The organism is Streptomyces sp. NPDC059740, assembly GCF_042733155.1.
Taxonomy (GTDB): domain Bacteria; phylum Actinomycetota; class Actinomycetes; order Streptomycetales; family Streptomycetaceae; genus Streptomyces.
The window spans coordinates 160,414-184,333 of record NZ_JBHWGP010000003.1 but is presented as its reverse complement, the minus strand read 5'-3'; the positions used below and the strand labels follow the sequence as shown (position 1 = coordinate 184,333).

21 protein-coding genes, 5 tRNA genes and 1 pseudogene are annotated in these 23,920 nt (G+C 71.9%); 15 read left to right on the top strand and 12 right to left on the bottom strand.

The genetic code is table 11. The annotated features are described in order from the left end of the window. Positions 1-103 precede the first annotated feature (103 nt). From ACFV3R_RS05520 to ACFV3R_RS05480, 9 genes are all read right to left on the bottom strand, one after another. Entirely contained in the window at positions 104-634 is a 531-nt protein-coding gene (locus ACFV3R_RS05520) for a Uma2 family endonuclease (RefSeq protein ID WP_385575927.1), read from the bottom strand. A 138-nt stretch (positions 635-772) separates the two neighbouring features. After that, on the bottom strand, positions 773-1,351 hold the full coding sequence (locus ACFV3R_RS05515; protein ID WP_385575924.1) for an ATP/GTP-binding protein: 579 nt from the start codon (positions 1,349-1,351) through the stop codon (positions 773-775). Further along, a complete protein-coding gene (locus ACFV3R_RS05510) occupies positions 1,332-2,057 on the bottom strand; it encodes a DUF742 domain-containing protein (RefSeq protein WP_385576436.1) in 726 nt (241 codons plus the stop codon). The genes ACFV3R_RS05515 and ACFV3R_RS05510 overlap by 20 nt, the downstream gene beginning before the upstream one ends. Positions 2,058-2,381: 324 nt before the next feature. Continuing rightward, positions 2,382-2,795, bottom strand: a complete 414-nt coding sequence (locus ACFV3R_RS05505) for a roadblock/LC7 domain-containing protein (RefSeq protein WP_385576433.1) — start codon at positions 2,793-2,795, stop codon at positions 2,382-2,384. A gap of 10 nt (positions 2,796-2,805) precedes the next feature. Continuing rightward, a complete protein-coding gene (locus tag ACFV3R_RS05500; protein ID WP_385575921.1) occupies positions 2,806-6,003 on the bottom strand; it encodes a nitrate- and nitrite sensing domain-containing protein in 3,198 nt (1,065 codons plus the stop codon). A gap of 383 nt (positions 6,004-6,386) precedes the next feature. Next, the gene (locus tag ACFV3R_RS05495; RefSeq protein ID WP_385575918.1) at positions 6,387-6,965 is read right to left on the bottom strand and encodes an ATP/GTP-binding protein; all 579 of its coding nucleotides are present in this window, start codon (positions 6,963-6,965) and stop codon (positions 6,387-6,389) included. Then, positions 6,946-7,353, bottom strand: coding sequence for a DUF742 domain-containing protein (locus ACFV3R_RS05490; protein WP_385575915.1), 408 nt, complete (start codon positions 7,351-7,353; stop codon positions 6,946-6,948). The genes ACFV3R_RS05495 and ACFV3R_RS05490 overlap by 20 nt, the downstream gene beginning before the upstream one ends. Positions 7,354-7,491: 138 nt before the next feature. Then, a complete protein-coding gene (locus ACFV3R_RS05485) occupies positions 7,492-7,905 on the bottom strand; it encodes a roadblock/LC7 domain-containing protein (protein WP_066926963.1) in 414 nt (137 codons plus the stop codon). A 9-nt stretch (positions 7,906-7,914) separates the two neighbouring features. After that, entirely contained in the window at positions 7,915-11,688 is a 3,774-nt protein-coding gene (locus ACFV3R_RS05480) for a nitrate- and nitrite sensing domain-containing protein (RefSeq protein ID WP_385575912.1), read from the bottom strand. 882 nt (positions 11,689-12,570) lie between these two features. On the opposite strand from ACFV3R_RS05480, the gene ACFV3R_RS05475 reads away from it, so the two are divergent. The 3 genes and pseudogenes from ACFV3R_RS05475 to ACFV3R_RS05465 form a co-directional block, all read left to right on the top strand. Continuing rightward, on the top strand, positions 12,571-13,332 hold the full coding sequence (locus tag ACFV3R_RS05475) for a fumarylacetoacetate hydrolase family protein (protein WP_385575909.1): 762 nt from the start codon (positions 12,571-12,573) through the stop codon (positions 13,330-13,332). Beyond that, entirely contained in the window at positions 13,325-14,803 is a 1,479-nt protein-coding gene (gene gltX / locus ACFV3R_RS05470) for a glutamate--tRNA ligase (RefSeq protein WP_385575906.1), read from the top strand. The genes ACFV3R_RS05475 and gltX overlap by 8 nt, the downstream gene beginning before the upstream one ends. A gap of 174 nt (positions 14,804-14,977) precedes the next feature. Continuing rightward, positions 14,978-15,265 (top strand): annotated as a pseudogene (locus ACFV3R_RS05465) (Uma2 family endonuclease); the annotation flags it as partial. 46 nt (positions 15,266-15,311) lie between these two features. On the opposite strand, the gene ACFV3R_RS05460 reads toward ACFV3R_RS05465, so the two are convergent. Beyond that, positions 15,312-15,509 (bottom strand): DUF397 domain-containing protein, encoded by a 198-nt coding sequence (locus ACFV3R_RS05460; protein ID WP_385575903.1) that lies wholly within the window; start codon positions 15,507-15,509, stop codon positions 15,312-15,314. Continuing rightward, the gene (locus tag ACFV3R_RS05455) at positions 15,506-16,357 is read right to left on the bottom strand and encodes a Scr1 family TA system antitoxin-like transcriptional regulator (protein WP_385575900.1); all 852 of its coding nucleotides are present in this window, start codon (positions 16,355-16,357) and stop codon (positions 15,506-15,508) included. Before ACFV3R_RS05455 ends, ACFV3R_RS05460 begins: the two co-directional genes overlap by 4 nt. Positions 16,358-16,467: 110 nt before the next feature. On the opposite strand from ACFV3R_RS05455, the gene ACFV3R_RS05450 reads away from it, so the two are divergent. From ACFV3R_RS05450 to ACFV3R_RS05420, 7 genes are all read left to right on the top strand, one after another. After that, on the top strand, positions 16,468-16,920 hold the full coding sequence (locus tag ACFV3R_RS05450) for an ATP-binding protein (RefSeq protein WP_385575897.1): 453 nt from the start codon (positions 16,468-16,470) through the stop codon (positions 16,918-16,920). Between the two features lie 87 nt (positions 16,921-17,007). After that, positions 17,008-17,763, top strand: coding sequence for an HAD family hydrolase (locus ACFV3R_RS05445; protein ID WP_385575894.1), 756 nt, complete (start codon positions 17,008-17,010; stop codon positions 17,761-17,763). A gap of 88 nt (positions 17,764-17,851) precedes the next feature. After that, positions 17,852-17,923, top strand: a tRNA-Gln gene (locus tag ACFV3R_RS05440). Positions 17,924-17,973: 50 nt separating this feature from the next. After that, positions 17,974-18,046 (top strand) — tRNA-Glu (locus tag ACFV3R_RS05435). 63 nt (positions 18,047-18,109) lie between these two features. Then, positions 18,110-18,182: transfer RNA gene (locus tag ACFV3R_RS05430), tRNA-Glu, on the top strand. Between the two features lie 17 nt (positions 18,183-18,199). Further along, positions 18,200-18,271: transfer RNA gene (locus ACFV3R_RS05425), tRNA-Gln, on the top strand. A gap of 34 nt (positions 18,272-18,305) precedes the next feature. After that, a tRNA-Glu gene (locus ACFV3R_RS05420) sits at positions 18,306-18,378 on the top strand. Positions 18,379-19,206: 828 nt separating this feature from the next. Here the strand turns inward: ACFV3R_RS05420 and ndgR are convergent. After that, on the bottom strand, positions 19,207-19,923 hold the full coding sequence (ndgR, locus tag ACFV3R_RS05415) for an IclR family transcriptional regulator NdgR (RefSeq protein WP_385575891.1): 717 nt from the start codon (positions 19,921-19,923) through the stop codon (positions 19,207-19,209). 169 nt (positions 19,924-20,092) lie between these two features. On the opposite strand from ndgR, the gene leuC reads away from it, so the two are divergent. From leuC to ACFV3R_RS05390, 5 genes are all read left to right on the top strand, one after another. Then, positions 20,093-21,523: a 3-isopropylmalate dehydratase large subunit gene (gene leuC / locus ACFV3R_RS05410; RefSeq protein ID WP_385575888.1), complete on the top strand. Its 1,431-nt coding sequence runs from the start codon at positions 20,093-20,095 to the stop codon at positions 21,521-21,523. A 5-nt stretch (positions 21,524-21,528) separates the two neighbouring features. Then, positions 21,529-22,125 carry a 3-isopropylmalate dehydratase small subunit gene (gene leuD, locus ACFV3R_RS05405; protein WP_385575885.1) on the top strand — a complete coding sequence of 199 codons (597 nt, stop codon included), beginning with the start codon at positions 21,529-21,531 and terminating at the stop codon, positions 22,123-22,125. 158 nt (positions 22,126-22,283) lie between these two features. Then, complete coding sequence (locus tag ACFV3R_RS05400; protein WP_385575882.1) at positions 22,284-22,547, top strand: hypothetical protein; 264 nt, start codon at positions 22,284-22,286, stop codon at positions 22,545-22,547. A gap of 125 nt (positions 22,548-22,672) precedes the next feature. Next, entirely contained in the window at positions 22,673-23,317 is a 645-nt protein-coding gene (locus tag ACFV3R_RS05395) for an HU family DNA-binding protein (protein ID WP_385575880.1), read from the top strand. A 188-nt stretch (positions 23,318-23,505) separates the two neighbouring features. Then, positions 23,506-23,709 carry a hypothetical protein gene (locus ACFV3R_RS05390; RefSeq protein ID WP_385575878.1) on the top strand — a complete coding sequence of 68 codons (204 nt, stop codon included), beginning with the start codon at positions 23,506-23,508 and terminating at the stop codon, positions 23,707-23,709. Positions 23,710-23,920 lie beyond the last annotated feature (211 nt).

The following is a 23,920-nucleotide window of genomic DNA, read 5'->3' as shown; positions in this document are numbered from 1 at the left end:
GGCGCGGCTACCCGGCCGGCCGCTGCGGGCCGCCCTCCCCCGCCCCTCACGGGCGGTGCGCCGGCACCCAGGAGGGTGCCGGCCACCGGCCGTCGCGTTCAGTTCAGTCGGCGACGGGGAAGTCGGCCAGATCGAGCCGCAGAGCCGTACCGTCCGCCAGGCGGACGACCTTCTCACCGGCGTCGTAGGCGACCGTCTCTTCATGCCCGTAGCCGGCGGTGAACGGCTCGGAGAAGAGCGTCACCCGACGGCGGAACGGGTCGGCGACGAGGTAGTGGGGCACGCCGAAGCGCCCGTACTTGACCACGTTGCGTTCGTAGTCCTTGGGGTCGCCGGGTTGGGAGACGACCTCGACGGTGAGGAGCACATCGGCGTGGTCGTAGGCCTTGCGGCCCGGGACCGGTTCGGCACCGTCCGCCAGCACCACGAAGTCCGGCGCTGCGTCGTTCTCGCCGGGGAACGTGATCAGAACATCGGAGAGCCGACGGGCGCGAGGTACCTGACCGGTCCGCGCCGCGAAGGCGATGCTCTCGATCGTCCAATACCGCGTGTCGCTCTGCGGCGTCAACACGATCTCCCCGTCGAAGACACTGACCTGGTAGCCGTCGGGGAGCACGGAGTAGTCGATGCTCATGGTCCCTGTCTCCCTAACGCCGCTTCGTGGGGCATCGTCACACGATTCTACCCAGGGGCGGCCCGGGCCGCCCCGCCCCGCACACACGCGTGCCCCGGCGCACGGAGCACAGGGGCACGGGACCTTCGGGAGCCGGTGTCAGCGCAGGCGGGCCATCAGGGCGTGCTCGACCAGGGTGATCAGCGCGCTCTTGGCCTCGCTGCGGGTGCGGGCGTCCGTCGTGATGATCGGGGTGTCGGGGCCGATCTGGAGCGCCTCGCGGACCTCCTCGGGCGCGTACGGCTGGTGACCGTCGAAGCCGTTGAGGGCGATGACGAAGGGCAGGCCGCTGTTCTCGAAGTAGTCGACGGCCGGGAAGCAGTCGGCGAGGCGGCGGGTGTCGACGAGGACGACGGCACCGATGGCGCCGCGGACCAGGTCGTCCCACATGAACCAGAACCGGTCCTGCCCGGGGGTGCCGAACAGGTACAGGATGAGGTCCTGGTCGAGCGTGATGCGGCCGAAGTCCATGGCCACGGTCGTCGTCGTCTTGTCCGGCGCGTGCGTGAGGTCGTCGATACCGGCCGACGCGGCGGTCATCACGGCCTCGGTGCGCAGCGGATTGATCTCCGAGACGGCCCCGACGAACGTGGTCTTGCCCACGCCGAAGCCGCCCGCCACCACGATCTTCGCGGAGGTGGTGGAGCGGGCTGCACCGCTAGAGCTTGCGAAGTCCACTGAGCACCCTTTCGAGCAGTGTCACATCTGGCTGACCGCCGGCGGACTCGTCGCCGCCGGGCTGATGAATGGCGACGAGCCCGGCCTCGGCCAGGTCGGCGACGAGGATTCGGGCGACGCCGAGGGGAATGGAGAGCAGCGCCGAGATCTCGGCCACCGACTTGATCTCCTGGCACAGGTGGCAGATCCGCTGGTGCTCCGGCAACTGCCCCTGGAGACGGGCCGGGTCGGCGGTCGTGCTGATCAGTGCCTCGATGGCGAGCTGGTAGCGCGGCCGGGTCCGTCCGCCGGTCATGGCGTACGGGCGCACCAGCGGGTTGTGCGCACCCCCGGCAGGTGCGGCGGCGGTGGGGGTCCGCCGCCGGGCGGGCCGGCCGGTGTCCTGCTCGTCCGCGCCCCGCGGCGACCACGGTTCACGGACCGGCTCGGCGCGGTGCTGCGGGGAGTGGTCCTGCTGGACCGGGTACTCCCGCTGCACCGGGAACTCCTGCTGTGCGGTGTACCCCTGCGGGGCCGGGTAGCCCTGCGCCGGGTACCCGGGCTGCCCGTGCGCCGCCGGGTACTCCTGCCCCTGCGGAGCGGGACGGCCGGCGCCGGGCTGCCCGTACGCGGGCGGGTCCTGCGCCTGGGTCAGGTAGTGCCGGCCGGGATCGGCCTGCTGGGCGTAGGGGTCCGCCTGCGGCGAGTGGCCCGGCCCGCCGCCCAGGGAGCCGCCCTGCCCCCCGTAGGGGCCGGGCTGCCCGCCGAGGTGCTCGTCGGCCAGGTGCGGCTCGGCGACCGGTGCACCGGAGTCGGAGCGGGTGTCCCCTTCCGGGGCACGGCGCCGGTGGCTGGGCGTGGAGGGGAAGTTGAAACGGTTGTGCTGCGCCTGGCTCTGTTCCTCGGGGCGCTGCCCGGATCCATACGGGTGTCCGCTCGGGGGCGTTGCCACGTTTCCTCCTCCACGTACCGTTTTCCGACGCCGATCGCGTCACCGCACCTTAATGGGGTGGTGACGTCCCACGCACTGTCTGTTCGTATTGCCGACGCGTCAGTTGAGAAGGCTCCCCTGGAGTTCGGCGCGCAGGTCGGGGGTGAGGACGGTGCCGGCGCGGTCGACGAGAAGGGCCATCTCGTAACCCACCAGGCCGATGTCGCACTCGGGGTGGGCGAGTACGGCCAGCGAGGACCCGTCGGAGATGGACATGATGAAGAGGAAGCCCCGTTCCATCTCCACGACGGTCTGGTTGACGTTGCCGCCCTCGAAGATGCGGGAGGCGCCGGACGTCAGCGACGTCAGGCCGGAGGCGACCGCCGCCAGCTGGTCGGCCCGGTCGCGGGGGAAACCGTCCGACATGGCGAGAAGGAGGCCGTCCGCGGAGACCACGACTGTGTGGGACACCCCGGGGGTGTTGTCCACGAAGTTGGTGATCAACCAGTTCAGGTTCTGCGCCGCCTGGCTCATCGGGCTCACACTAACGCTCCTGATCGTAGGTGGTGCCGGGGCCGAAGCCCTGTTGGTCATTCTGTTGCGACTCCGTGCCCGAGTCGCGTCCCTGCTGGACACCGCGGCGCAGGTCGCTCAACCTGCCGCGGACGGCCTCCGGGGCGCGCGAGACCTGGGGCCCGCCCTGCGGAGTCTCCTCGGCGGTCCCTTCCACGAGGTTGGCGCGGGGCACCCGGCGGGGTAGGCCGGAGGCGGTGACGCCACCCGCTTTCGGCTGGCGAAGCTGCTCTGCCCGCTGCCAACGGTCGTCGTTGGCGGTGCGCCACGACGGGCCGTCGTCCGGGGCGCCGTCGGCCACACCGGAGTCGGGGGAGCCCTGCGGGTGCTCCCATCCCTCCAGGTGCCCGGTCGGCTGCCCGAACGCGGACCAGCCCTGCGCGGACTCCCGTTCACCGCCGGCTCGACGCGGCAGACCGGCGTCCGTGACGGGGTGGCCGTCGTGCGGCTCGGGCCCCGGACGGTCGAATGCTACGCGGTCGGTGAGGCCCGCGTCATCGAACGGGCCCTGCGGGGGCACCTGTCCGGCCAGGCCGCCGCCGTGCCCGAATCCCTGGTCCAGCGGGCCCGGTTCGGCCCGCACCGGCCCACTGGAGAAGCTCTCGGGCTCCCCGTGGCCCGGACCGCCGTAACCCGCGTCCCCGGCCGTCCCGGCCCCCGTCGGGTCCGCCGGGCGCTCCCGGCCGCCGAAGAGGCCGGCCATCCGGTCCTCCCGGCCGCCGAACGGGTCCGCCACGGGGCCGCCCCGGTACCCGTCGCCCTCCTCGCGGGCGGGGGCCCCGAAGCCGGGCGTTCCCGGAGCGTCCGGCGCGCCGTCCGGCCGCGGCGACCAGTTCTCGCGGTAGTCCGCCGGCTCCTCGACGGCGGCCCGGCGCTCCTCGCGCTGACGGCTCCGCTCGACGGGGTCCAGCGACTGCGCGCCGTACCGGGAGTCGTCGAAACCGAGTTCGGCGGCGGTACGTTCCGCGGTGGGGGCGCCGAGGTCCTGCTGGCGGTGCTCGGGGACGATCCGCGAGACGGTGAAGTCGGAGTCGTCCTCCCGGCCCGCCTCGCCCCCGCCGCCGTGGGTGATCTCCGGGCTCAGCATCACCAGCGAGGTGGTGCCCGCCTGCTCGCCCGAGGGACGCAGCTGGACGCGGATGCCGTGCCGCTCGGCGAGCCGGCCGACCACGAACAGACCCATGCGCCTGGAGACGGACGCGTCCACCGTGGGCGGGTTGGCGAGCTTGTGGTTGATGTCGGCGAAGTCCTCGGGGGTGAGCCCGATGCCCTTGTCGTGGATCTCGATCATCACGCGGCCGTCCGGGAGCCAGGTGCAGACGACCCTGACCTTGGTGTGCGGCGAGGAGAAGGTGGTGGCGTTCTCCAGCAGCTCGGCCAGCAGGTGGACGAGGTCGGTGACGGCCCGCCCGTGGATCTCCGTCTCCGGGACGCTCGTCAGCTCCACGCGCTCGTAGGACTCGACCTCCGAGACCGACGCGCGCAACACGTCGACCAGCGGCACCGGCTGGTTCCAGGCACGGCCCGGGTCCTCACCGGCGAGGATGAGGAGGTTCTCGCCGTTGCGGCGCATACGGGTGGCCAGGTGGTCGAGCCGGAAGAGGTTCTCCAGCTGGTCCGGGTCGGCCTCGTTGTTCTCCAGGTCCGTGATGAGCGTCAGCTGCCGCTCGATCAGGCCCTGGCTGCGGCGCGAGAGGTTGGTGAAGATCGCGTTGACGTTGCCCCGCAGCAGCGCCTGCTCCGAGGCGAGCCGCACGGCCTCGCGGTGCACCTGGTCGAAGGCGCGCGCCACCTCGCCGATCTCGTCGGTGGTGGTGATGGGTATCGGGCGCACCCGGGTGTCCACGTTGCCCGGCGCCGACCGCGAGAGCTGGTCGACCAGCATGGGCAGCCGCTGCTCGGCCACGGTGAAGGCGGCGGTGCGCAGCTCGCGCATGTTGCGGCTCATCCGGCGCGCCATCCGGCCCGCGATGACGAAGGCGATGATCAGCGCGGCCACCACGATCGCGGCGTCCACGATCGCCGACTGGCGGCTGCTGGCGACCAGGTCGGTGCTCTCCTGCAACGCGTCGTCGGTGAGCTTCTTCTCCACCTGGCGGTACAGGTCGAACTTGGCCGTCGTCATCTTCGACCAGAGTTCGGGGGTGACGCCCCGCGCGGCGAGCTGCGCGGGGGAGGCGCCGCTGCCGATGGCGGTGGCGACCGCCGTCGGGTCCGGGGCACGGCGACCGGTCCGGGCCGCCTCCTGCTTGGCCTGCTGCTCCAGGCGTGCCTCGCCGTCCTTGAGCAGGCTCGCGTCCTCGGGCGGCGTGGCGGTGTCGTACTCCTCGACCGCGATGCGCTCCAGGTAGAGGTACGAGCTGAACGCGGTGAGCTGGAGCTTGTGCTCCTTGCCGGCCAGCGGCTGGGCGGGCTTGACCAGCAGGTGCGTGCCGATGGAGCGGTACAGCGACTCGGCGGCCTTGGCCAGCGAGACCGAGTAGACGGCGCGGCCGTAGGAGGCCAGCTCGCCGGTGCCGACACCGAGCTCGTTGGCGAAGCCCATCAGCGGGTGCTGCACCTCGACGTAGGCCTCTTCGGTCTGCACGCCGGGCATCGCGGAGGTGAACGCCACCTTCCGCAGCTTCGCCAGCTCGGGCTGGGTCGCCCGGACCTTCTTCAGCCGCCGGTTGAGGTCATAGGTGTCCGGCATGGTCTTGACGGCGTCGTCGAACCGGGCCGCTGCCCGATCGGTGGCCGCGCGTGCCCGGGTCACGACCGGATCGTCGCGGTGACCCTCCAGCAGCGGCTGGGCGGTGACGTCCCGCTCGCTGATGAGTGCCTGGGCGTAGGTCTCCGCCGCACTGACCAGCCGGGCGGTGTTCTGCGCGTCCTGAGCCTGGTGCCAGGTCTCCACCGAGGTGTAGACGCGCAGCCCACCGAAGACGAGTGCCAGCAGCACGGGGATGAGCATGATGGCGTTCAGGCGGGTGGCCACCCGCCAGTTGCGGGGCGAGAATCTTCCTCGGCGGCCCTGGGGAGTCACCGACTCCTCGCCACCACCCGGCGACGTGCCGTGCGACGGCGGGGTGAAGTTGCCCCTGCGCCGCGGCTCGGGCGCCTCGGGGCCAGACGTGCTTCGCCTCACTCGACCAACAACCTCTCGGCTGGGGCACCGGCGGTGCCCCATGTGCCGTTGTTCCTTGTGCCCTGACTGCTGAGTTCAGCGAATTCCAGCACGTCAGGGCCGCCCCCTCCAAACACCGGGTAAAGCCTGGCCAGGACCGGGAACCGGCGTGAGAAATGGGGCGTTCAGGGTGAGAGAGCCGCAAAAGCAGGTCCTGTCATGGACGCAGAGAAGTCACATGTGCGCGCGCAGTGCGAACCGGCGGCCAATTCTCTGTCGAAACGTTATGTCGCCCCAGGGCAGGCGTGGTCAACGCCACAACCCACTCCGCCCGCCCGGGGAACCGCCTGGCCGGAAACGGCTCTTCGCACATCCCGCGACGCCGGACCGCCCGGGCTCCGGCCCCGGGCGTCCGGCAGTGTCGGCCAGCGGCCCCCGGCCCGGTGTCAGCGCAGGCGGGCCATCAGGGCGTGCTCGACCAGGGTGATCAGCGCGCTCTTGGCTTCGCTGCGGGTGCGGGCGTCCGTGGTCAGGATCGGGGTGTCGGGACCGATCTGCAGTGCCTCGCGCACCTCTTCGGGGGTGTACGGCTGGTAACCGTCGAAGCCGTTGAGGGCGATGACGAAGGGCAGGCCGCTGTTCTCGAAGTAGTCGACGGCCGGGAAGCAGTCGGCCAGGCGGCGGGTGTCGACGAGGACGACGGCACCGATGGCGCCGCGGACCAGGTCGTCCCACATGAACCAGAACCGGTCCTGCCCGGGGGTGCCGAACAGGTACAGGATGAGGTCCTGGTCGAGCGTGATGCGGCCGAAGTCCATGGCCACGGTCGTCGTCGTCTTGCCGCGGACCTGGCTGAGGTCGTCGATGCCCGCGGAGGCGGCGGTCATCACGGCCTCGGTGCGCAGCGGGTCGATCTCGGAGACGGCCCCGACGAACGTGGTCTTGCCGACACCGAAGCCGCCCGCCACCACGATCTTCGCGGAGGTGGTGGAACGGGCCGTGCCGCTAGAGCTTGCGAAGTCCACTGAGCACCCTCTCCAGCAGCGTCACGTCGGGGGTACCGCCGGCCTCGCCGCCTCCCGGCTGGTGGATGGCGACCATGCCCGCCTCGGCCAGGTCGGCGACGAGGATGCGGGCGACACCGAGCGGTATGTGCAGCAGCGCCGAGACCTCCGCCACCGACTTCACCTCACGGCAGAGGTGGCAGATGCGCTGGTGCTCCGGCAGCAGCGTCGGAAGCTGCGCCGGGTCGGCGGTGGTGCTGACCAGCGCCTCGATGGCGAGTTGGTAGCGCGGCCGGGTCCGTCCGCCGGTCATGGCGTACGGACGCACCAGCGGCTGGTCGCCCTCGGCCCCGTACGGCGTCTGGCTGTAGCCGCCGTACGGGCCGGGAGAGGCGGGGGGCGGGGTCATGGGTCCTCCGGACGGAACGACGCGACTGTCGTCGGACTGGGCCGATGGGGACGGCACGGTGGTCAGGGTCGGTGGTTCGGGGGCCCGGGTACGGCGAAGTCGGCGCCGTACACCCTGTGGTCGACCGGGCGGGGGAGGTCAGTTGAGGAGGCTCCCCTGGAGTTCGGCGCGCAGGTCGGGGGTGAGGACGGTGCCGGCGCGGTCGACGAGAAGGGCCATCTCGTAACCCACCAGGCCGATGTCGCACTCGGGGTGGGCGAGTACGGCCAGCGAGGACCCGTCGGAGATGGACATGATGAAGAGGAAGCCCCGTTCCATCTCCACGACGGTCTGGTTGACGCTGCCGCCCTCGAAGATGCGCGAGGCACCGGACGTCAGCGACGTCAGACCGGAGGCGACCGCCGCCAGCTGGTCGGCCCGGTCACGCGGAAAGCCTTCGGACATGGCGAGCAGGAGACCGTCCGCGGAGACCACGACCGTGTGGGACACCCCGGGGGTGTTGTCCACGAAGTTGGTGATCAACCAGTTCAGGTTCTGCGCCGCCTGGCTCATCGGACTCAACTAACGCTCCTGCTGGTAAGGGGGATCGACGATGCCGTGGTTGCCGGTCGCAGAGGTGCCGGCCTGCCGGCCCTGCTGGATCCCGCGGCGGAGGTTGGTCAGGCGCCCGCGCACCTCGTCGGGCGACCGGGAGACCTGGGGGCCGGACGTCTCCGGTGCCGGCTGGGCCTGCGCCGTGCCGGCCACCAGGTTGGCCCGCGGCACCCGGCGCGGCAGACCGGAGGTGGTCACACCGCCCGCAGCGGGCTGACGGACCTGCTCGGCCTTGCGCCACCGCTCGTCATTGGCGGAGCTGCGCCACGGGTCCTGTTCGGCCTGGTCGCGCCGTCCGGTCGCGTGCGGCGCCGCGGCACCCGCGGCCGGCGGGTTGCCGCCTGCCGGTGGGGTGTCCTGACGCGGCCCGGCGGCGCGGCGCGGCAGCCGCCCCGACGCCTCCGGCGAGCCGTCCGGGGCCTGCTGCTGGAACCAGTGCGACTCGACGGTGTCGAAGATCGGGGTGCGGCCGCCCTCGGGGGAGGCGGGCGCCGGACCGGCGAACGGGTCGGCGTCCTCGGCGGGCGCACGGCCCGGCCGGGCCTGCCCCCCAAGCCCCGACTCCTCGAACACGCCGGGCTGTTCGTAGCGGCCGGACTGCTCGTAACGGTCGGACTGCTGGTAGCGGTCCAGCTGACTCGGCTGACCGCCGGGGCGGGGGTACTCGCCGGTGGTCTGCGGCTCCGGAGGCGTCTCGCGCGGCGGACCGCCGGCGGCGGACCGGCCGGCCTGCCGGCCCTGCCAGGAGGTGTCGTAGCCGGGCAGCTCGTACTGGCCGGTGTCGGACGGCGATCCGGGACGCTCGCTGTACCCCTGCGGCACGGCGTGGGAACCGGTCTCGGAGCCGTAGCCGGACCCGGCGGGAGCGCCGTAGGCGTCCGGCGCCGGGTACGGGCCTGAGCCCGGGCGGGAGGCGCCGGCCGACCGCGGGGCCGGTGCGGTCCCGGGCGGCGGTCCGTCGAAGTCGGGCCGGTCGAACTGTGCGGTGTCACCCGGGCCGCCCCGCTGGGCCGGTGCGCTGCCCGGCGGCGGTCCGTCGAAGTCCGGTCGGTCGAACTGTGCGGTGTCGCCCGGGCCGCCGGCCGCTGGCCGCGCGTGGCTGCCGGTCTGCTCCCGCTCGTCGTGGCCGCGCGGCTGGTCCTGGCCCTCACGGGAATCCAGCGGCCAGTCGTCGTCGCGCTCGCGACGGGCACCCCAGCTCGTCCCGGGACGGGCGACGGGCCCCTGCCCCTCGCCGCCGAACAGGTTGACCTGACCGGAGGCGTGCGGCTGAGCGGCCTCCGCGCCGGGGGCGTCGTAGGCGGGACCACCGGTGAGCTGGGCCGGGGTGCCGCGGCTCGGGAGCTGCGGCTGGCCCTCACGCCGGGGCGCGCCGGTGGGCGGTGCCACGCTCGGACCGCGGTCGTCGCGGGGGTTGCGCGACGGTGCGCCGAAGGCTGCCGCCTCGCCCGGGCCCTGGGCCGGGCCGGGCTCCGGGGGACGCGGCGCGCCGCCGGGGCCCGAGCGGGCCGGGAGTGCGGGACGGCCGCCGCCGACCTGGCCGCGCGGCTGCAGACCGGCCAGCCGGCTGCCGCTGCCGCCGGGTGCGCCGCCGCCCTCGGGGCGGGCCGGGGGACCGCTCGGCTTGCGACCGCCCTGGGCGACCTCGACGGGCAGCATGACCAGCGCCGTGGTGCCACCGGACTCGGAGGGGCGCAGCTGGATGCGGATGCCGTGGCGCAGCGACAGCCGGCCGACCACGAACAGGCCCATGCGGCGGGAGACGGAGACGTCCACCGTCGGCGGGCTGGCCAGCCGCTCGTTGATCGCTGCGAGGTCCTCCGGCGAGAGGCCGATGCCGGTGTCGTGGATCTCCACCAGGATGCGGCCGTCGGGCAGGGCGTGGCCGGTGACCTTGACCTTGGTCTGCGGTGAGGAGAAGGAGGTGGCGTTCTCCAGCAGCTCGGCGAGCAGGTGCACGAGGTCGTTGACGACCCGGCCCGCCACCTCGTTGGCCGGCACCGCGCTCAGCTCGATGCGCTCGTACTGCTCCACCTCGGAGGCCGCGGCACGCAGCACGTCGACGAGGGGGACGGGCCGGGTCCACCGGCGCCCCGGCTCCTCGCCCGCCAGGACCAGGAGGTTCTCACCGTTACGGCGCATGCGGGTGGCGAGGTGGTCGAGCTTGAACAGCGAGGAGAGCTGGTCGGGGTCGGCCTCGCGGGACTCCAGCTCGGAGATGAGCGAGAGCTGGCGCTGGATGAGGCCCTGGCTGCGGCGCGAGAGGTTGGTGAACATCGCGTTGACGTTGCCCCGCAGCAGCGCCTGCTCGGAGGCGAGCCGGACGGCCTCGCGGTGGACGTCGTCGAAGGCCGAGGCCACCTTGCCGATCTCGTCCCGGCTGTGCAGACCCACCGACTCCACCGAGGTGTCGACGTCGTGCGGGTCCGCGTCGGAGAGCTGGCGCACCAGCTGCGGCAGCCTTTCCTTCGCGACGCGCTGCGCGGTGTCCTGGAGGCGGCGCAGCGAGCGCACCATGGACCGGGAGACGACGAACGCGCCCACCAGCGAGATGCCGAGCACCAGAAGGACGAGCGCACCGTTGATGATGCCGTCCTCGGTGGCCTCCTGGCGGAGCTGGCGGGCCTTCTGCTCCATGTCCGTCAGCAGCGACTGCTCGATGCGGGACATCTCCTGGATCTTGGTGTCGTCCAGGTCGTACCAGTCGAGGTAGTTCATGCTGCCGCGGGTGATGCCGCTGCTGCTCTGGAACGCCCGCTGCGAGAAGCCGGCCGCGGCGCTGATGTCGGTGTTGTCGTCCAGGTTGGCGGTGAGCTTGGTCGCCTCGGCCCGGTCGGCGTAGGTGTCCTGGAACCGCTTGCGCGCCGAGTCCTCCGACTCCAGCGCCCACTGCCCCTGCTGGCGGTCGTTGGTGGACAGGTGGGCTCCGCCCTTGTGCGCCAGGCCCGCGGTGATGATCGCGCGCTGCATCGACGCGTACTCCTTGGCGCTGGAGAACGCCGCCAGGGCACGGGTGCTGCGGATCATGTCGGGGGTGCTGGTCGCCTGCGCCATGTCCTGGGAGAGCGAGAGCAGCGAGGTGACGAGCTGGTCGTAGGCGGTGACCGTCCGGGAGTAGTTGTTCCCGTCCTGGTAGGCCTTGTTCCGGATCTCGGTGAGGTTGTTCAGCTGGCGGTCGATGTCGACGATCGTCGCGTGGACGCCGGTGAGGTCGCCGCCCTCGGTGCTGAAGTCCTCGGTGGCGCTCTCGAACTGCTTGCGCGCCTCGTCGGTGGCCTTGCGGGGCGCGACGATGTTGGCGTCGTCCGCGCGGTAGCTGCCGCTGGCCAGCGGGCCCGCCGAGCGGTCGCGCTCGGTCTGCAGGGCGCCGGCCAGCTCGGTGGCCTGGCGCGTCATCTCCGTCAGGAGCTGCATCTGGTCCAGCTGGTCGATGTTCTCCACCGAGCGCTGGATCGCCTGCCCGCCCAGGACGGTCGCCGCGGCCACCGGCAGGGCCAGCAGGGAGACCAGCCGCGTGCTGATGCGCCAGTTGCGCAGCGCCATCCGCGAACCGGTGTCGGCCGTCTCGCCCTTGCCGCCCACCGGCGACTCCGCCGTGGTGGCGGCACCCTCGGCCCTGGGCGCCTGCTCGTCCGCCGGGTCGGCTGCCTGGGCGTGCGACGCCGCAGCGGCGCGCTCACCGTCTACGCGCGGCTCCGGATCCGCCGCGGCGCTGCCATCCCTCTTGAAACGTCCCTGCACTAGCGTCGCAACCTCTGGACCAGGCGTCCCCCCGTCAGGCGGTGGGACGGTGTCGAGTCGTCGGGGCGCTTGCCCCCTTGGTGGTCGGTGGGTGACCGGAGGGTACGTGTCCCTGGCTGGGGCTACGGACTCCTCCGCGCGGCGCTCTGCTCTGCGCCCTACGCGCGCCGGTGGGTCCTGCGGCGGTCCGTGGAATTCCAGCACAGTGGCCGATCGTCAACAAGGCCGACGGTGCGGGCGGTCGAACACGTGACGCATGGTGCGCGCGGCGTCACGATGGGTCGAGCGGACAGGGGGCGGAAAGCGGACATCAGCTCCCCAATCGCACAGGCGGCCTCCCTGTCCCTGCTGCGGTGATCAGGAGCGGAACGTGCCCTTCGGTCCGTCGATGTCCCTTTCGCTCTACCTTCACAGCCAGCACTTTTGTCGCTTTTGTCCGCGTCGCCGTGAGGAAACTCACATCAAGATCGCCCTCGCGTGCCGGATCTGCCGTCGGATACGCCCCATAACCTGACGTGCGGGAACAACGGCCACGACCTCTCCCAATGCGCCCTTCCGGCACCCCTGGCGGAGCCGGTGCGTCACCCCTCTTCCGGCGGGGCGTCGGCGGCGCCCCGCCCCGCCCGCCGCCGCGCCGCCCCGTCCGGGCCGCGGAGGCGCCACGGAACGCTGACGGCCCGTCACGTCAAGTCCCCCCGGGCAGGATCGCGGACAGAAGGTGGACGAACCGTGAAGGCGGACGCCGCCCCGCAACGCGCCCCGGCTCACCTGCGCCACCACCCGCCGCCCCGGCCTGCGGAAGGGCTCACCGGCGAGCCGCCGCCCCCGCGATAGCCTGGAGCGTCAACTCCGGCCGGCAACACGAAGGGGCAGCGACCACCCGTGCGCATCGCCAGATTCTCCATCGACGGCAACGTCGGTTTCGGCGTCCTAGAGGACGAGGAGATCGACGTCATCAAGGGCCACCCCTTCGCCGAATTCGAGCGCTCGGGCCAGAAGGTGCCGCTGGACAAGGTCCGGCTGCTGCCGCCGACGCTCCCCAACAAGGTCGTCGCCATCGGCCGCAACTACGCCGAGCACGCCCGTGAGCTGGGCAACGAGGTCCCCGCCGACCCGTTCACCTTCTTCAAGCCCTCCACCTCCGTCGTCGGCAACGGCGACCCGGTGGTCTACCCCACCTTCTCGCAGGAGGTGCACCACGAGGCGGAGCTGGCGGTCGTCATCGGACGGATGTGCCGCGAGGTCCCCCGGGAGCGGGTGCGGGACGTCATCCTCGGCTACACCTGCGCCAACGACATCACCGCCCGCGACGTGCAGCAGCGGGAGAAGCAGTGGGCCCGCGCCAAGGGCTTCGACACCTCCTGCCCGCTGGGCCCGTGGATCGAGACCGACCTCGACCCGTCCGACCTCGCGATCATGTGCACCGTCAACGGGGAACAGCGCCAGCTCGGCCGCACCAGCCAGATGGTCCGCTCCGTCGAGGACCTGATCGTCCACATCACCGAGGCCATGACGCTGCTCCCCGGCGACGTCGTCCTCACGGGCACCCCGGCCGGGGTCGGCCCCCTGGCAGTCGGCGACGAGGTCGCCGTCACCATCGAAGGCATCGGCACTCTCACCAACAAGGTGGTCAAGCGTGACTGACGCGACCCCTGTCCGCGTTCGCTTCTGTCCCTCCCCGACCGGCAACCCGCACGTCGGCCTGGTCCGCACCGCCCTGTTCAACTGGGCGTTCGCCCGGCACCACGGCGGCAAGCTGATCTTCCGCATCGAGGACACCGACGCGGCCCGCGACTCCGAGGAGTCCTACGCCCAGCTCCTGGACGCCATGCGCTGGCTCGGCTTCGACTGGGACGAGGGCCCCGAGGTCGAGGGCCCGCACGCCCCCTACCGGCAGTCCCAGCGGATGGACATCTACCGCGACGTCGCCGCCCGCCTGCAGAAGGCCGGCCACGCCTACCGCTGCTACTGCACCACCGAGGAGCTGGAGCAGCGCCGCGAGGCAGCCCGCGCCGCCGGCCGCCCCTCCGGGTACGACGGGAAGTGCCGCAACCTCAGCGAGGTGGAGATCGCCGCCTACGAGGGCGAAGGGCGCAGCCACATCATCCGCTTCCGGATGCCGGACGAACCCATCACCTTCACCGACCTGGTCCGCGGCGACCTCACCTTCGCCCCGGAGAACGTCACCGACTACGGCATCGTCCGCGCCAACGGCGCGCCGCTGTACACCCTGGTCAACCCGGTCGACGACGCCCTGATGGAGATCACCCACGTCCTGCGCGGCGAGGACCTGCTCTCCTCCACCCCCCGGCAGATCGCCCTCTACCGGGCGCTCGCCGAGATCGGCGTGGGCAACGGGACCGAGCCCGAGTTCGGCCACCTGCCGTACGTCATGGGCGAGGGCAACAAGAAGCTCTCCAAGCGCGACCCGCAGTCCTCGCTCAACCTCTACCGCGAGCGTGGCTTCCTCCCCGCCGGACTCCTCAACTACCTCTCCCTGCTGGGCTGGTCGCTCTCCGAGGACCGCGACATCTTCAGCATCGAGGAGATGGTCGCCGCCTTCGACATCGCCGACGTCAACGCCAACCCGGCGCGCTTCGACCTCAAGAAGTGCGAGGCCATCAACGCCCACCACCTGCGGGAGATGGCGCCGGCCGACTTTGCCGCGGCCTGCGAGCCGTGGCTGAAGGCGCCCTACGCCCCCTGGCCGCCGGAGAACTTCGACCCCGCCGCCTTCGAGGCCATCGCCCCGCACGCCCAGACCCGGCTGACGGTGCTCTCCGACATCACCGCCAACGTCGACTTCCTCTTCCTGGACCACCCCGTCGAGGACGAGGCGTCGTGGAACAAGGCGATGAAGGAGGGCAGCGACGCCCTGCTGCGCACCGCCCGCGCCAAGCTCGAAGCGGCCGAGTGGAACGCCGACGCCCTCAAGGAGGCCGTCCTGGCCGCCGGCGAGGAGCACGGCCTCAAGCTCGGCAAGGCGCAGGCCCCCGTCCGCGTCGCCGTCACCGGCCGCACCGTCGGCCTGCCGCTCTTCGAGTCGCTGGAGGTCCTGGGCCGCGAGCGCACCCTGGCCCGCGTGGACGCGGCGCTGGCGAAGCTGGCGGGCTGAGGGTCCGCTGCGCCCCACGACAGTGCCCGGTCGCACCCCCGCGCGGGGCGCGACCGGGCACTGTCGTGCACCCGGGTGTCCCCTTCCGGGTGAGGAGCCGCCGCTTTCAGGCGTAGTCGTGCCACTGTCGCGATCATCGCGCTGATGTGCGCCTACGGGGGCACAATCCGGACAGGGGAATGGGCGGATTGTGCCCCCGTGCTCATGGTGGTGGAGATCACCTCTTATGACAGGGGTACCGATCGCCGTGGCCGCGTGGAAAAGCCCCGCGCCTACGCGGAGACCGGCATCCCCGTCTACCTGCTGATCGACCGTGACGCCGGTACGGTCACCGTCCACACTGCCCCGGACGGCGTTCGCTACGAGTCGACCACGACGGTGCCGTTCGGCAAGCGTGTGACCCTTCCCGATCCGGTCGGCATCGAGTTGGACACCGAGCCGCTGACGGGCTGGGTGCGCTGAGAACCGTGGGGAGGGACGGCGCCGCCCGTCGCTCCCCACCCTCGTCTCAGGCCCCCCTGGCCACGCTCACGAACTCCCGCCAGGCCCGCGGGCTGACGGTGAGCGTGCCGTGGCCGGTGTCCTTGGAGTCGCGGACGTGGACGGTGGCGGGGGTGGTGGCGACCTCGACGCATTCGCCGCCCGCGCCGCCGCTGTGGCTGCTCTTGAACCAGTGGAGCGGGGCGGGGGACTGCTCGGTGTTCATAGCTCTCCTTGCAGCGACTTCTCGATGTGGCGCCGGGACTCGTCCGGAGAGAGCGCCTGGGCCCGCAGGATTCCATACCGCACCGCGAAGCCGCGGACGCTTTCGCGGTCGGTGATCACCCGGCCGTTGCCCTGGCTCTCGACGTACGCCACCGGCTCACCGCCCTGCGGGGTCATCATGGTGAATGGTCCGTCGGCGCCCGCGTGGTCGGCCGTCACGGTCGGCATCACCTGCACCTCGACGTTCGGGTTCGCCGCGAACAGCAGGAGCTGCTCCAGTTGTCCGCGCAGCACCTGCGGCCCGCCGAACGGCCGTTGCAGCACCGACTCCTCGATCACGAAACTGAGGGTGGGCGCGGGCCTGCGCTCGTGGATGGCGTGGCGCGCCATCCGGGCCGCCACCATCTGCTCGATCTCCGCCTCGGTGCGGCGAGGGCGCCACACCGTGAACATGGTGCGCGCGTACTCCTCGGTCTGGAGCAGTCCGGGGACGGCCACGGCGGCGTACGCGTGGAACTCGACCGCCTCCTCCTCGATCCGGGCGGCGTCCCGGAAGAACGCCGGGTAGCGGGTCAACGCCACCGACCGCTTCATCGCGACGAGCACCCCGCCGGCTTCCAGGAGCCGGTCCACCGCCTCGATCGTGTCGGGCCGGGGAATGCGGCGTCCCTGCTCGACGGCCGCGATCTGCGCCTCGCTGTAGGTGAGTTCACGTGCAACGTCCGCCTGGGTGAGTCCTGCTCGCTCCCGGAAGAGCTTGATCTGCCGGCCGAACGACCGCAGCAACTCGTCCGCCGGATCGGCGGTCCGCACCGCCTCGCCCTCGCCCCGTGCGCTCTCGCGTCCCATGGCTGACGTCCTCTCCCCGCTCTCACTGGTCACCACCCCACACGGACAGTCGCGCTGTGTAGGGGTGTCGTCACTGGTGACGCTACGCACGGTGGCCCACTGTCGTCGGCATGACGACTGAAATCCCCACGACCGGGTGTTCCGGCGGACCGCCCCGCCAGGAGCCCGACTTCACCATGTCCTTCACCGCCACCCCCCGGGGCGCCCGCCTCGCGCGCCGCCTGGCCTCCCACCGCCTCGACGCCTGGGGCCATCCCTACGGCACGCGCGTCAACGACACCGTGACCCTGGTGGTGGCCGAGCTCGCCGCCAACGCCGTGCGCCACGGGCTGGTGCCCGGCCGCGACTTCCGGCTGCGTCTGGTCCGCCGGGCGGGTGTGGTGCGGGTCGAGGTTGCCGACGCGCGCGGGGACCGCCTGCCACCCGCCGCCCCGGTCCCGCCCCTGGAGGGCGCCGAGTGCGGCAGGGGCCTGTGGCTGGTCTCCCGGCTGGCCGAGAGGTGGGCCGTCGAGCCGCGCCGGGACGGCCCGGGGAAGACGGTGTGGGCCGAGGTGGTGGTGTAGCCGCAGGGCACGCGGAGGCGCCGATCCGCAGGCCCCGGGCCTCTCGCCACGTTCCGTCTCGGCGTCCGGGCGGCTACCCTCGGCGGCATGGCCGGTCAGTCATCGCCCGCAGCCGTTCTCTGGGACGTCGACGACACCCTCTTCGACTACACCACCGCCGACCGCACCGGGATGTGGCGCCACCTGACCGACGAGGGGACGTCGGCCCGCTACGGGGACGTCGAGGAGGCGCTGCGGGTCTGGCGGGAGCACACCGACCGCTGCTGGGCCCGGTTCGCGGCGGGCGAGGCCACCTTCGAGGAACAGCGCCGGGACCGGGTGCGCGCCTTCCTGGCCGCGCCGGGCGAGGCCGAGCGGGCCATGAGCGACGCGGAGGCCGACGCCTGGTTCGACCGCTACCTGCGGCACTACGAGGCCGCCTGGGCGCTCTTCCCCGACGTGCTCCCGGCGCTGGACGCGCTGGCGGACGGCTACCGGCACGGCGTGCTCTCCAACTCCAGCATCCACAACCAGGACCGGAAACTGCGGGTGCTCGGGGTGCGTGACCGCTTCGAGGTGGTGCTGTGCGCCGCCGAGCTGGGCGTCGCCAAGCCGGCGCCCGAGGCGTTCCACGCGGCCTGCGACGCGCTCGGCCTGGCCCCCCACGAGGTGGTCTACGTCGGCGACCATCCGGACATCGACGCGGTCGGGGCCCGTGAGGCCGGTCTGCTCCCGGTCTGGCTCGATCGCGGCGGGTGGTCCGGGGCCGTCGTGTCCGACCTGCGGCGGATCACCACGCTCGCCGAACTCCCCGCCCTCCTGGGCCGCACTACTCGTTTTGGAGCGCCGTCCACCTTCGGGTAATGTTCTTCCTGCGCCGCCCGAGAGGGCCCCGAAGGGCCCGGCGGGAGACGCAAGCCGAACAAGATCCCCCCAGGGGGTTGCGTTCCGGTGGGCTATGGTGTAATTGGCAGCACGACTGATTCTGGTTCAGTTAGTCTAGGTTCGAGTCCTGGTAGCCCAGCAAGAGATCGTCGCGGTATTCGTGCAGTGAAGGTTTCTTGAAAAGAGCTAGCCCCCGTTGTGTAGCGGCCTAGCACGCCGCCCTCTCAAGGCGGTAGCGCCGGTTCGAATCCGGTCGGGGGTACAGATCCTTGGATTCCGTCTCTTTCGGGTCGCTCCCGGAGTCGACGAAGTGAGGATCGCTAGGGCCCCCGTTGTGTAGCGGCCTAGCACGCCGCCCTCTCAAGGCGGTAGCGCCGGTTCGAATCCGGTCGGGGGTACTGGTCTAAACCACCATTGGGCTATGGTGTAATTGGCAGCACGAGTGATTCTGGTTCATTTAGTCTAGGTTCGAGTCCTGGTAGCCCAGCTCTCCGTCGCACTTCATGTACGGCGAAAGACCTGCCCCCGTTGTGTAGCGGCCTAGCACGCCGCCCTCTCAAGGCGGTAGCGCCGGTTCGAATCCGGTCGGGGGTACAGAGGAAAAGGCTCCTGCTTCGGCAGGGGCCTTTTCTGGTTTCTGCATCTTCTTCCACATTTTCCGGGCGTGGATGCCGGCCGCACCCGCCAACCGTCTCCGTGGCGGACTTCGCCGGTGCCGTCGCGTGTGGCCCCCTGACCCGCCTGGAGCGTGCGCGCGGCCCGGAAGGCGTACCCGGGCCCTTCACGCCCGGCCCGTTGCGCCTCCCGAGCAGGAGGCGGCCACTGGTCACCGCAACGGCGGCGGCGTCTCCACCGGTCCGTGCGGGCCCGCGGCACGGCTCGCCCGGCACCGGCTCATGCGGCACCGGCTCGTGCGGCACCGGCCCCGGCGCCGTCGGCGCCACGCCGGGGCGGTCGCCACCTGCCCCGGACGCTCCCCTGTGCATCCCCGGGGCCAGGCGCACGGCCGGGTGGAGGTGCAGGTCCGACTCGGCGACACGGGTGTGCGGTGGTCGCGGCGGGCGGTCGGGGCCCATGTGCGGGGGAGTTGGAGGTCTTCCGAGTCGGCATGCGGGGCAACTCGGCCCGCTGGGGGAGAAGTTGGCCGTCCGGCGTGGCGTGGGGTGCCGGGCCGGCCGGGGGAGCGACGCGATCCGCCGCGTCGTTGCGGGGCGTTGGCGGGCTGAGGGGTGGCGTGACGGTCGGCCGCTGGGAGCCGAGCGGGTGGCGCGGGCGGCGGAGACGGGCGCACAGAGGACGGGCCGGGACGGTCACCTCTGACGGAGGCGGCCGTTCCGGCCCGTGGGGCTGCCCGGACCTTCCCGTCCGGATCGGTGGTGGGGTGCGAGGGGTGACCGGTGTGCGGGGACGTGGCGACCGGCCTCAGTTCCCGCGCCGCAGCGCCTCGCTCAGCCGCCCGGCCGCATCGATGATCGCCTGGGCGTGCATCCGGCCCGGGTGACGGGTCAGGCGCTCGATGGGGCCGGAGACCGAGACCGCGGCGACCACGCGGTTGGAGGGGCCGCGCACCGGCGCTGAGACCGAGGCCACGCCGGGCTCCCGCTCGCCGATCGACTGGGCCCAGCCGCGGCGGCGCACGCCGGAGAGGGCGGTGGCGGTGAAGCGGGCCCCCTGCAGGCCGCGGTGCAGCCGCTCCGGCTCCTCCCAGGCCATGAGGATCTGGGCCGCCGAGCCCGCCTTCATCGGCAGGGTGGAGCCGACCGGGACGGTGTCCCGCAGCCCGGACAACCGCTCGGCCGCGGCCACGCAGATGCGCATCTCGCCCTGGCGGCGGTAGAGCTGGGCGCTCTCGCCCGTCACGTCGCGTAGGTGAGTGAGTACAGGTCCGGCCGTGGCCAGCAGGCGGTCCTCGCCGGCCGCCGCGGCCAGCTCGCCGAGCCGCGGGCCCAGGATGAACCTGCCCTGCATGTCCCTGGCCACCATCCGGTGGTGTTCGAGTGCCACCGCGAGGCGGTGGGCCGTGGGGCGCGCGAGCCCGGTAGCCGCGACCAGCCCGGCAAGGGTGGCCGGACCGGACTCCAGTGCGCTGAGTACCACAGCCGCCTTGTCGAGAACGCCGACGCCGCTAGAGTTGTCCATGCAACGATACTTGCGTCTCACACTATGAAACGCAAGTTCAAATTTCCGTGGAAGTCGTCACTCTGGTGTCACGGTCCGGACAGGGCCGGCGATACCGCCCCCGCAAGGAAGCGAGCGGCGGCGCACAGTCGAGTTGAGGCCGGCGTCACAGCCGGCCGGAGGGACAGCGATGGGACGGACACTGGCGGAGAAGGTCTGGGACGACCACGTCGTCCGGCGCGCCGAAGGCGAGCCCGACCTCCTCTTCATCGATCTCCACCTGATCCACGAGGTCACCAGCCCGCAGGCGTTCGACGGACTCCGCAAGGCCGGCCGCGCGGTGCGCCGCACCGACCTCACCCTCGCCACCGAGGACCACAACACCCCCACTCTCGACATCGACAAGCCGATCGCGGACCCGGTCTCGCGCACCCAGCTGGAGACGCTGCGCAAGAACTGCGCCGAGTTCGGGGTGCGCCTGCACCCGCTGGGCGACGTCGAGCAGGGCGTCGTCCACGTGGTGGGCCCCCAGCTCGGGCTGACCCAGCCCGGCACCACCGTGGTCTGCGGTGACAGCCACACCTCCACGCACGGTGCCTTCGGCGCGCTGGCCTTCGGTATCGGCACCAGCCAGGTCGAGCACGTGCTGGCCACCCAGACCCTGCCGATGGCGCCGTTCCGGACCATGGCCGTCACCGTCGAGGGTGAACTGCCCGAGGGCGTCACCGCCAAGGACCTGATCCTCGCCATCATCGCGAAGATCGGCACCGGCGGCGGCCAGGGCTACGTCATCGAGTACCGCGGCCCGGCCATCGAGAAGCTCTCGATGGAGGCCCGGATGACCATCTGCAACATGTCGATCGAGGCGGGTGCCCGGGCCGGCATGATCGCCCCCGACGAGACCACGTTCGCCTACCTCAAGGACCGCGAGTGCGCCCCCCGGGGCGAGCAGTGGGACGAGGCCGTCGAGTACTGGCGCACCCTGCGCACCGACGAGGACGCGGTCTTCGACCACGAGGTCGTCGTCAACGCCTCCGAGCTGGCCCCGTTCGTCACCTGGGGGACCAACCCCGGCCAGGGCGCACCCCTTTCGGAGAGCGTGCCGGACCCGGCCTCCTACACCGACCCCTCCGACCGCTACGCGGCCGAAAAGGCCCTGGAGTACATGGGGTTGACCGCCGGGCAGCCGCTCCGCGAGATCCCGGTGGACACCGTCTTCGTCGGCTCCTGCACCAACGGCCGGATCGAGGACCTGCGCTCCGCCGCAGCCGTGCTGGAGGGCCGCGAGGTGGCCGAGTCGGTGCGGATGCTGGTCGTCCCCGGGTCCGTGCGGGTCGCCCTGCAGGCCGTCGAGGAGGGCCTGGACAAGGTCTTCACGGCTGCGGGAGCCGAATGGCGGCACGCGGGTTGCTCGATGTGCCTGGGCATGAACCCCGACCAGCTCGCGCCGGGGGAGCGCTCCGCCTCCACCTCCAACCGGAACTTCGAGGGCCGGCAGGGCAAGGGCGGCCGTACCCACCTGGTCTCGCCCCAGGTCGCCGCCGCCACCGCGGTACTGGGCCATCTGGCCTCCCCGGCCGACCTGTCCGACGCAGCCGACCTGACGCCCGCAGGAGTCTGAGAACCATGGAAGCCTTCACCACCCACACCGGCCGCGCCGTCCCGCTGCGCCGCTCCAACGTCGACACCGACCAGATCATCCCGGCCCACTGGCTCAAGCGGGTCACCCGCGACGGGTTCGAGGACGGACTGTTCGAGGCCTGGCGCAAGGACCCGTCCTTCGTCCTCAACCAGCCGCAGTACCAGGGCGCCACCGTGCTCGTCGCGGGGCCCGACTTCGGCACCGGCTCCTCCCGCGAGCACGCCGTGTGGGCCCTGCAGAACTACGGCTTCAAGGCCGTCATCTCCTCCCGCTACGCCGACATCTTCCGCGGCAACTCGCTGAAGAACGGCCTGCTCACCGTCGTGCTGCCGCAGGAGACGGTGGACGCGCTGCAGAAGCTGGCGGAGGCCGACCCGGCTGCCGAGGTCACCGTCGACCTGGTCGCGCGGGAGGTCCGCGCCGAGGGCGTCAGGGCTTCGTTCGAGCTCGACGAGAACGCCCGGTGGCGCCTGCTGGAGGGGCTGGACGACATCAGCATCACCCTCCGGGAGGAGTCGGCCATCCAGGCTTACGAGGCCGGCCGGCCCGCCTTCAAGCCCCGCACGGACGCCGTGGCCTGAACCTGGGCCACGAGCCTTGACAGCCCCGGCTGTTTTGGCTCAAAGGAGCCTTGCATACGATGCGCCCCGCACCTGTTGGTGAGGGGCGCATCGTCGTGTGGAGCGCCGTGTTGAGGCCCCGTGAAGCGACAACTCGCCGCAGATGGCACAATTGGCGCATGGATCGCGACGACCAACTCGAGCTCTACGGTCGACTCGCGTCCCAACTCAAGGCCGCACACACACGCGTGCGGACACTGCAAGTCCCGGAGGGCGTACGGATGGCGCTCACCCGGCAGCTGCTCGTCATCACGGCTGCGGCGAAACACGATCTGGTCGGTGCGGCAAGGCGTCTGGAGCGCTTCATGGACGACCTCGACGAGGGGCGGTTCCCGGCCAGTCCGGGTGGCACCGACCGCCCGGACGTCGACGGATCGTCGTGAGCGGCCAGTTCGTTGCGGCACAAGGGTGATTAGCCCGTTTCGTGTTTGATTTGCGGTATATATCTGCCTAACGTGCGAAAAAGCTTGAACACATACGTTCCAGCAATGTCTCCGAAGGGGAAGACGTGAACAAGGCGCAGCTCGTAGAAGCCATTGCCGACAAGCTCGGCGGCCGTCAGCAGGCGGCGGACGCCGTTGATGCAGTGCTGGACGCGATCGTCCGGGCCACGGTCGGCGGTGACCGGGTCTCCGTGACCGGTTTCGGTTCTTTCGAAAAGGTGGACCGTCCGGCCCGCTACGCCCGCAACCCGCAGACGGGTGAGCGGGTGCGGGTCAAGAAGACCTCGGTGCCCCGCTTCCGTGCGGGTCAGGGCTTCAAGGACCTGGTCAGCGGCTCGAAGAAGCTCCCCAAGAACGACGTGGCCGTCAAGAAGGCCCCCAAGGGCAGCCTGAGCGGCGGTTCTTCCACGCGCACCACGGCGAAGGCCGCGGCCAAGAAGGCCACCGCCAAGAAGGCCACCCCCGCGAAGAAGACCACCACCGCCAAGAAGGCGACGCCGGCGAAGAAGGCCACCACCAAGACCACGGCCACCGCCAAGAAGGCGACGCCCGCGAAGAAGACCACGGCGAAGAAGGCCGCCACCACCGCCAAGACCGCGGCGAAGAAGACCACGGCACCGGCGAAGAAGGCCACGGCGAAGAAGGCCCCCGCCAAGAAGACCACCGCCCGCAAGACCACCGCGAAGAAGGCCACCGCCCGCAAGCGGTGACCGGCCGCCCCCCACGACACGCGCCGGGCCGGACTTCCCCCCACGGAAGCCCGGCCCGCGGTGTGTCCGGACGCGGGCACCGCGGGCCGGCGGCACAGGCCGGGCCGGCCCCCGCGCCCCGGGCCACGCCGCTCCCACCACCCCGGGCGCCCGAACCCGGCCGGGACGGCCTGACTACTCTGGGAACCATGCAGGCCACCGCGTACACCTACGACGAGCACACCCGCAGCGGCAGTGTGCTGCTCGACGACGGCACCCCGCTCACCTTCGACGCGGCGGCCTTCGACGCCGGCGGGCTCCGCCTGCTGCGCCCGGGGCAGCGCGTCCGGGTCGACGTCGAGGGCACCGGCGAGGCCCGGCGGATCGTGCTCGTCACCCTGCACACCTTCTGAAACCGCCTCGCCCCCTGCGGTCGCCCGCGCGGCGCAGCACAAGGGCCGCAGCCAGGACGCCTCTCGCGCCGGCCCCCGCAGCAGGCACGCCAGGACCGGGCCCAGCGCCCCGCACGCCCCGGCCCCCGGACCGCGCCGGCCGGCCCCCGGTCCCCGCCGGCCCGGCCTGCGCGGCCGGAGTGCCGCACCGGGGCGCCCGACCGGCGCCAGG

Coding starts and splice junctions, on each gene's coding strand:
- ACFV3R_RS05520 (WP_385575927.1), bottom strand. CDS start 634: ATGAGCATCGACTACTCCGTGCTCCCCGACGGCTACCAGGTCAGTGTC.
- ACFV3R_RS05505 (WP_385576433.1), bottom strand. CDS start 2,795: ATGAGCCAGGCGGCGCAGAACCTGAACTGGTTGATCACCAACTTCGTG.
- ACFV3R_RS05500 (WP_385575921.1), bottom strand. CDS start 6,003: ATGGGGCACCGCCGGTGCCCCAGCCGAGAGGTTGTTGGTCGAGTGAGG.
- ACFV3R_RS05490 (WP_385575915.1), bottom strand. CDS start 7,353: ATGACCCCGCCCCCCGCCTCTCCCGGCCCGTACGGCGGCTACAGCCAG.
- ACFV3R_RS05485 (WP_066926963.1), bottom strand. CDS start 7,905: ATGAGCCAGGCGGCGCAGAACCTGAACTGGTTGATCACCAACTTCGTG.
- ACFV3R_RS05460 (WP_385575903.1), bottom strand. CDS start 15,509: ATGAACACCGAGCAGTCCCCCGCCCCGCTCCACTGGTTCAAGAGCAGC.
- ACFV3R_RS05455 (WP_385575900.1), bottom strand. CDS start 16,357: ATGGGACGCGAGAGCGCACGGGGCGAGGGCGAGGCGGTGCGGACCGCC.
- ACFV3R_RS05450 (WP_385575897.1), top strand. CDS start 16,468: ATGACGACTGAAATCCCCACGACCGGGTGTTCCGGCGGACCGCCCCGC.
- ACFV3R_RS05445 (WP_385575894.1), top strand. CDS start 17,008: ATGGCCGGTCAGTCATCGCCCGCAGCCGTTCTCTGGGACGTCGACGAC.
- ndgR (WP_385575891.1), bottom strand. CDS start 19,923: ATGGACAACTCTAGCGGCGTCGGCGTTCTCGACAAGGCGGCTGTGGTA.
- leuC (WP_385575888.1), top strand. CDS start 20,093: ATGGGACGGACACTGGCGGAGAAGGTCTGGGACGACCACGTCGTCCGG.
- leuD (WP_385575885.1), top strand. CDS start 21,529: ATGGAAGCCTTCACCACCCACACCGGCCGCGCCGTCCCGCTGCGCCGC.
- ACFV3R_RS05400 (WP_385575882.1), top strand. CDS start 22,284: ATGGATCGCGACGACCAACTCGAGCTCTACGGTCGACTCGCGTCCCAA.
- ACFV3R_RS05390 (WP_385575878.1), top strand. CDS start 23,506: ATGCAGGCCACCGCGTACACCTACGACGAGCACACCCGCAGCGGCAGT.